2 protein-coding genes are annotated in these 2,581 nt (G+C 42.1%); both read left to right on the top strand.

Going from position 1 to position 2,581, the window contains the following annotated elements:
• Positions 1-441 (top strand): DUF4434 domain-containing protein (locus tag D5R40_RS32020; RefSeq protein ID WP_124155815.1); only part of this gene is annotated, 441 nt, incomplete at its 5' end.
• Positions 434-751 carry a hypothetical protein gene (locus tag D5R40_RS32015; RefSeq protein WP_124155814.1) on the top strand — a complete coding sequence of 106 codons (318 nt, stop codon included), beginning with the start codon at positions 434-436 and terminating at the stop codon, positions 749-751. The genes D5R40_RS32020 and D5R40_RS32015, both read left to right, overlap by 8 nt.
• Positions 752-2,581: the final 1,830 nt, after the last annotated feature.

The raw sequence follows: 2,581 nt of genomic DNA, 5'->3' as shown, positions 1-2,581 counted from the left end.
TATATCGATGGCAACAAGGCCATTGTCTCTAGCCAATCCTCTTTGACTAAAGCGGAGGTCATTAGCATTGAGCAGCATGAGAAGGATTGGAAAGAAATCTTTTCCGGTATCCAGTCTGCTGTAGATATTGTTGCTTTTCAAGATGGTCATGTTGATTATCACGAATTGGCGCACTACTTCGCCATCAATAAGCAGCTTGCTGATTCCTTCAATATGCAATGCTGGACGAATGCGGAATCCTTTGATCGGGATATGCCCATCAAGTTTCTTCCCATCAAATTCGAGAAATTGCTTTTGAAATTGAAAGCAGCAAAAGAGGCGGGATTGGACAAGGCTATTACTTTCGAGTTTTCCCATTTTATGAGTCCACAATCTGCCTATCTGCAAGCTCATCATCTCTTCAACCGCTATATGGAACAATTAGAACAAACCCATGAATAAAGAATTGTTTGCGAGCTATGCGCAAAAGTACCAGCAGGCTTTGCTGGACAATGTAATCCCGTTTTGGATGCAGCATAGTCGCGCTGAGAAAGGTGGTTTTAACACCTGCTTGTCGTCGGATGGGAGCGTGTACGACCAAGACAAATTCATTTGGCTGCAGGCGAGGCGTGTTGACTTTCGCGATGTTATAAATCGATTGGAAAAAGGCGTGAATGGTTGGAGATGCCTTCACGGTGCTCAATTTCTAGAAAAGTACGTAGGGACGACAATGGAGATTGTATTTTCCTTGGCTCCGGACGGTAAACATTGATTCAAGCTATAACATTTCTTGATGTTTGCCTGTATGGCTTTTGCACAGCTCTACCAGGCTAGGGCGAGGAAAATCATCGCACATTGCACTAAGACCTCCAGAAATCTTGCAGCGCCAAGGATCAAAGGGCTACAATAAAGCTGAGGTGATACCGGCCGCTTAAGAATTTGCACTGCCCATGTTTTGTGCGATATCGTTGGAATTGGAAGCACTACTAGATCTAGCAGGTAGAAAAACATTTATGCTGTATCAAAGAGTGATGGAGAACTTCTATGATCACAGTGGCTACTTGGAAATGTCATGAATAATGGAAGCTTCGGTCTTCGATGGAGATTTTAACCTGGACATGCTATAGAGGCCATGTGTTTATCATGGATTTGGGCAGAAGGCGAGATCAAGCCTGATTACGGAAGGGCGAGTCGTGCCGAAGATGCTGAGTATGCTGGGATAAGGAATATGGCGGATCTTCTATTCATGGACCGAAGGGCTCCCCTTCAGCAATTAGAGTGGGACAAAAACCTCTTGGGTACACTGGAACATTGGTGCTATTAAAGGCGTATGGTTAATCGGGAGGAGGTTACTGACTTGTTTGAAAAGTGTCAGTATAGTTGGCTCATTTTCCGGATGCAAACATGGAGAATGGTTTGGCTATTTGATCGAAGAGTGAGATTTTGTTATCTTTAAAAGCGGGAAATGGAAGGATGTTTTACGTTCCGAGAGTTATGGAATGTTGACAAGTCTTGGGCGACTTCAGGCGTGATTTTTTGCAAATTAACTTCTAAACAAGACCACTTTTATAAACCAGGTCGAATTGGTCACTGATACCCAGTGAACCAATTAGGCCAAAACTAAAACCATCGAATTTTTGTATTTCATTATTGTTCGGAGATAGCTGCTGGTTGGCTGGCAGATAATGAAAGAGGCGGATTGGTGATCACGAATATCATCTTAGGTATTATCGGTGGTGTAGTGCGTGTTGGTACTAGGGGTGTGGTGTATCGTGTGGTGGATTAGTGGTCAATTATTAATCGGCTATTGGCGAATGGCTGTAATTTTTGTAGCGGGCCTCTAAGAGTATTTGACGAGAAAATATTTCTCGTAAGAAATAGTACCATTTGAGAAGACATCTAGATGGGGTTTTCTATGGAGAGAATATATAGTTCAAAGAGATGCTACTTGTTGACTAGAAGAAAAGCATAAATTTTGATAGTATGGTAAATGGCTGTAGGTCAAGCTGTTTTCTTAATTAAATTGTCAAGTTAGATTTGCTATCACAATCGTTGTGATTTTTAAGCAAGTGTTGATAGCTTTTCAGCAGTAATTGTGTGTCGGCGAGGTAAAAACACTTCTAGGGCTCAGGAACAACTTGCTTTGTTCTAGTGGGTATGTGTGTTATTTTATAAGTTGATTGAATATGATTACTTTACTGTGAGGTAAAGCTATTCTGTACAAGCGTGCTTTGGCATAAGTAATTGACGGAAATTTGCACAAACATCTACAAGAGAACACACAGTTATGAAATTTACTTTGAGACCTGTTTGTGTTGTTGCGTTAATAGGATATTTAATGCGTTAATTACAAGTTGACTGTGAAGGAAGTATGAAATAAATAGCGTTTCTACCGATCTGCCTCTTGCTCATACAGTAACCTTGTTGGTGACGCCGGTACCTTACCTGCAGAAGTCAGGGAGTCAACCCGGTTTTAACCTATCTCAAGCAGCATCTTCAATCTGAAACGGAGAACTCCTCGCTGGTTTACCTGGGAGATAACATTTATCCGGAGGGATTGCCACGGAAAAAAGATCCAGGAAGAGCAGAGGCAGAGCGCCGC

Origin of the sequence: Okeania hirsuta (genome assembly GCF_003838195.1) — a bacterium.
GTDB lineage: Bacteria > Cyanobacteriota > Cyanobacteriia > Cyanobacteriales > Microcoleaceae > Okeania > Okeania hirsuta.
Note: the sequence above shows the minus strand (reverse complement) of the source record. Positions and strands in the feature narration are given on the sequence as shown.